The 4,565-nt window shown below is 67.3% G+C and carries 5 protein-coding genes; all 5 read left to right on the top strand.

The window, feature by feature from the left end:
* Nucleotides 1–434: 434 nt before the first annotated feature.
* The 5 genes from DD1DGNOD_RS17330 to DD1DGNOD_RS17310 all read left to right on the top strand — a co-directional run bounded on the left by DD1DGNOD_RS17330 (nt 435) and on the right by DD1DGNOD_RS17310 (nt 4,340).
* The gene (locus DD1DGNOD_RS17330; RefSeq protein ID WP_165036820.1) at nt 435–1,415 is read left to right on the top strand and encodes a reverse transcriptase domain-containing protein; all 981 of its coding nucleotides are present in this window, start codon (nt 435–437) and stop codon (nt 1,413–1,415) included.
* Nucleotides 1,412–2,470, top strand: a complete 1,059-nt coding sequence (gene cas1 / locus DD1DGNOD_RS17325) for a CRISPR-associated endonuclease Cas1 (RefSeq protein WP_165036818.1) — start codon at nt 1,412–1,414, stop codon at nt 2,468–2,470. Before DD1DGNOD_RS17330 ends, cas1 begins: the two co-directional genes overlap by 4 nt.
* A 7-nt stretch (nt 2,471–2,477) precedes the next feature.
* Nucleotides 2,478–2,708: a CRISPR-associated endonuclease Cas2 gene (gene cas2 / locus DD1DGNOD_RS17320; RefSeq protein ID WP_131770620.1), complete on the top strand. Its 231-nt coding sequence runs from the start codon at nt 2,478–2,480 to the stop codon at nt 2,706–2,708.
* A gap of 94 nt (nt 2,709–2,802) precedes the next feature.
* Nucleotides 2,803–3,120 carry a putative quinol monooxygenase gene (locus tag DD1DGNOD_RS17315; RefSeq protein ID WP_131767491.1) on the top strand — a complete coding sequence of 106 codons (318 nt, stop codon included), beginning with the start codon at nt 2,803–2,805 and terminating at the stop codon, nt 3,118–3,120.
* A complete protein-coding gene (locus tag DD1DGNOD_RS17310) occupies nt 3,117–4,340 on the top strand; it encodes a helix-turn-helix domain-containing protein (RefSeq protein ID WP_131770619.1) in 1,224 nt (407 codons plus the stop codon). Before DD1DGNOD_RS17315 ends, DD1DGNOD_RS17310 begins: the two co-directional genes overlap by 4 nt.
* Nucleotides 4,341–4,565 lie beyond the last annotated feature (225 nt).

Here is a 4,565-nt window from a genome sequence, read left to right as displayed (position 1 = left end):
GGCACGAACCGCGCCAAGTTCGTGACGGCGACCGTCGAGTTTCAATCCGACTCGGATTTGTAGATCACGGGCACCGCTGTCCGAATCGTACCCCATCCGACCTGCACGTTTGCAAGATCAAACCACAACCTCCGCTTGAAGATTTTTTGGATCATATCGAAATGATCTAGATATCCCGCATCGTTGCACGTCAGAGTGCATATTGATCTCTCACCACAACCTCCCGCGTTCGTCGGCGTGTCGGAGGTTGTGGTGGTGGCGAGCCGTGTCCGTCTGCACTGGCTGACGGCGGTACCGACCGGTGCCCTGGTCGTGGCGAAGGAGTGAGGCGCATGGCTCGCTGGTTCGGTCGAACGGAACCCCGCTCCACGGCCCTCCACGGCCACCGAACATCCGGCCGCAATGGTCCGTCGCGAAACGGTGGCTCCCAACCCGTGGCCTCGCGAGACGTGCTGGCGGCCATGGGCCGGCCGGCGGTGCTGTGGGCGGCGTGGGCGCGGGTCGCAGCCGGCAGCGGGATGCCGGGCGCCGACGGCCTCGCTGTCGCCGACTTCGCCGGACAACTCGGTGCGCGCCTTGACCGGCTCACCGACCAGCTCACGACCGGCACGTATGAGCCCCAGCCGTTGCGTCTGGCCACGATCCACCGCGGCGGCCGGCGGAGAATCCTCGGGCTGCCCACCGTCCGGGACCGCATCGCCCAACGCGCCTTCCTTGAGGTCTGCCACGACCAGCTTGACGCCGCGTCCGTGGAGGTGAGCTTCGCCTACCGCAGGGGCCGGTCCTGGCTCGACGCGCTGGCCGAGGCCGAACGCTACCGGGACGCCGGGCGCACGACAGTGCTGCGCACCGACATCGCCGACTATTTCGCGTGCATTCGCCATGACCTTCTCCTGGCCGCTCTTCCTCCTGGGCTGGCCGGTGAGGCGACAACACTGATTGGCCGTTGGATAGCCGCGCCGCTGCTCACCGAATACGGAATCATTCCACGAACCAAGGGTATCCCGGAAGGAGCACCCCTGTCCCCCGCCCTCGCCAATCTGCATCTCCGTGCCTTCGACACCACCGTCCATCGTAATCCCGGCAATCTCGTGCGCTACGCAGACGATATCGCGGTGTTCTGCACCGACACCGACACCGCGATCGATGCCGCCCACACCGTCGGCCGCGCGTTGGCGGATCTGGACCTGGAGATGAATGCCGCGAAGACCTACATCTCAAGCTTCGACCGGGGTTTCTCCTTCCTGGGATGGGTTTTCTACCGTGACGGCGGGTGGGAGGCCGAACCGACCGCCGGGTGGACGCACCCGATGTCCGTCGGACGGCAGCGCGATACCACCCGACCGGATCCGGCTGCCTACACCGGCCCACCGGACACGTCCGCCCGCGCGGCGACGAACCGGAGGGCATCGTGAACCGGCCGATAAACCAACCGATCAACCGGCCGACCCGCCGCCCGCTGTATGTCGTCGGTCACGGTCTCGTGCTCGGGCGCAGTGGAGGCCGGCTGGTCGTGAGCCGGGACAGCGCAGTCATCACATCGGCACCGCTGGGCCGGATCAGCGAGGTCGTCGTTTTCGGCAACGTCGGGATCACGACTCCGGCGATGACCGCCCTCCTTGCCGAGGACGCGCCGCTGGTCCTGCTCAGCGCGGACGGCCGGGCCCGCGGGCGGCTCGAACCGCCGAAGGCGTCACACATCGAGGCCCGCCGGCGGCAGGTGCTCCTCCAGCACGACGACGCCGCCCGGCTCGAACTCGCCCGCGCGTTCGTCCGCGGGAAAATCCACAATCAGGACGTCCTGCTGCGCCGGCGAGCGGCAACGGCCGACGAGCCAGCGGATGTCTGGGCGTTGGCCCGGCGCGTCGCCGCGGCCGGTACGGCTGTCGACAACGCCGCTTCGATCGCCGAGCTCGTCGGTATCGAAGGAGCGGCATCCGGAGCCTACTTCCGCGGTATCCGACTCCTGCTTCCCGCCGAGCTCGGCTTCCGGCGGCGTGAACGCCTTGACCCCGACCTCGTCAACGTTCTCATCAACTACACCTCCGCCCTGCTTCGCGAGGTCGTCTTCGGCGCGGTCGTCGCCGCCGGTCTCGATCCGTACGTGTCGTTCCTGCACGCCCCACGGTCGGGCCGGCCGACTCTTGTGTTCGATCTGATGGAGGAATGGCGCGCCGTCCTGCTCGAGTCGACCGTCCTGGGAGTCCTCGGACTGCGCATGATCCGCCCTGAGGATCTCACCACCGACCCCGCGCCCCGGACCGGCGACAGCACGGACGGGCGTCCGCGGCTCGGCCCGTCGGCGAGCGCGGCGGTCATCGCCCGCTTCCGGGCCCGGGTGGACTCCCCTGCGCGGAGCTGGACGGTCTCCCCCGGTACCACCTACGCCACCCTCATCCGCGAGCAGAGCCTCGCCCTGCGCAGGAGACTGATCGACGGCGTTCCCTACGAACCGTTCCGCTGGCGGTGACCGCCCGATGACAGAACCCGACGGCAGATTCCTGGTGAGCTTCGACGTCTCCTCCGACCGGCGCCGCCGGAAGGTCGCGACGGCGCTGGAACGACACGGGCCGAAGGTACTGCGATCGGTGTACGACCTGGATCTGTCGGTCGGAAGGCTGGACAGACTCGCCGCACGGCTGACCGGGCTCGTCGAGCCGGACGACCACATTGTGATCGTTCCGTACTGTCCGCGCTGTCGACAGTAGTGGCACGCACAGAAAGTGCGGGGTCGCCCGAGAAGTACGGCACACGCTAGAGTTGTGCCCGTGATCTCTGAGTGTAGAGGTGGAGGGTTGGTGCATGTTCGCGCTTGTAGTGCGGTTTGACCTGACCCCGGACGGGGCTGACGGCTTTGATCGCCTGGTCGCCGAGACGGTGCCGCTGATCCTGGCCCGCGAGCCTGGAACCTTACTCTACGTGACACACAGTGTGGAGGATGCGCCGCTAGCGAGGGTCTTCTACGAGGTGTATGCCGACCGTGCGGCGTTCGACGCGCACGAGGACCAGGTCCACGTGAAGCGGTTCCTCGCGGAGCGAGGACAGTACCTGTCCGCCCCGGCGCGGGTCGAGTTCGTCACACCCGGGCCGGCGAAGGGCCTTCCGGCCGGTACACGATGACCGGGTCTTCCACAGTTGGTGAGCGACTGGCGTTCCACCGGAAGCGGCGCGGCCTGTCTCAGGTAGCGCTGGGGAAGCTGGTCGGCCGTTCGGAGAGCTGGGTGTCGCAGGTTGAACGCGGTACGCGGACGGTGGATCGGCTGTCGGTATTGGCGCAGGTCGCCGACGCGCTGAACATTCCCGTTTCGGAGTTGGCACCCGACGTCCCGCAAGATGCGCTGCCGGCCGAGTACAGCCCGTACATCGTCGAACTCCGGCGGGCGTTGACCGGGCATCCAGCGTTGACGGCCGTGCTCGGCGAGGGCAGCCCCTCTGCTCCGTCGGCGGCGGATGTCGAGCGGTTGACGGTGCGCGCCGGATCCGTCTGGCCGCTCGTGCACGCGTCCCGCTACGCGGAAGCAGCGCCACTGCTCGCAGAGTTGATCCCTGCCTTGGAGGTGGCAGGCCGCAGTCTGCCGCCTGGCGAGCAGCGGGCGAACCTGTTCCGGACCGGGTCGATGGTGTACCAGGCTGCGGCGGCGTTGCTGGCCAAGCTCGGGGACGTCGAGTCGGGCTGGATTGCGTCCGACCGGGCGGTGATGGCCGCGGAGCACGCCGGAGAGCCGTTGCTCGTGATCGCTGCGCAGTACCGGATGGCGCATGCCCTCATGAGCCCGGCACGGCTGGCGCATGCCCGCTACACCGCGCAGGCCGCAGCGGACGCCCTCGAAGATCGTCTTGTTGAGGCCCGACCGGAAGCGATCTCTCTGTGGGGCGGGCTCCATCTGACGCTTGCGATCATTGCCGCGCGGGAGGGGAACCGCGGCACGGCACGGGAGCATCTGAACAAGGCTGCGGAAGCGGCGGCACGCGTTGGTGAGGGGCGCAACGACTTCGATACGGAGTTCGGCCCGACCAGCGTACGCCTGCACGAAGTGTCGGTCGCGGTCGAGTTGGGCGACGCCGGCGATGCACTCGATCGGGCCGCGGGGATCGACAGGTCCGGGCTTTCACCCGAACGGCGTGCGCGGTTCCTCATCGACCTTGCCCGTGCCTACGGCCAACGCCGCAGGACGGCCGACGCGGTGGCGAGTCTTCTCGAAGCCGAAGTGCTGACTCCCGAGCAGGTGTGGGAGCATCCCCGCGTCCGTGAGCTGGTCGCCGATCTTCAGCACAGCGAGGGGCGTCGGGCCTCCGCAGAACTCAAGGCGTTCGCGCATCGCGTAGGCGTCCTCATCTGACCCAGGACTAGTACAGAAAGTGCTAGACAGTACTTCTTGTTCCAGGTACTGTTCGTCCTAGTGATCGACCGTGCTTCAGACCCGATGTGAACGGGGATGCCGTGTCAGTGAAGCTGTTACCTGGGGTGGCCTCTGTCCGCTACCGGCAGCGGATAGGAACCTGTGCCGTCCAAACGTCCATTCAATCCGTGGTTCGTAACTAGTCAGGTAGTTTTTGATCTTGAG

Source organism: Candidatus Protofrankia californiensis, from assembly GCF_900634765.1.
Classification (GTDB): Bacteria; Actinomycetota; Actinomycetes; order Frankiales; family Frankiaceae; genus Protofrankia; species Protofrankia californiensis.
This window is presented reverse-complemented; position numbering and strand designations above follow the sequence as displayed.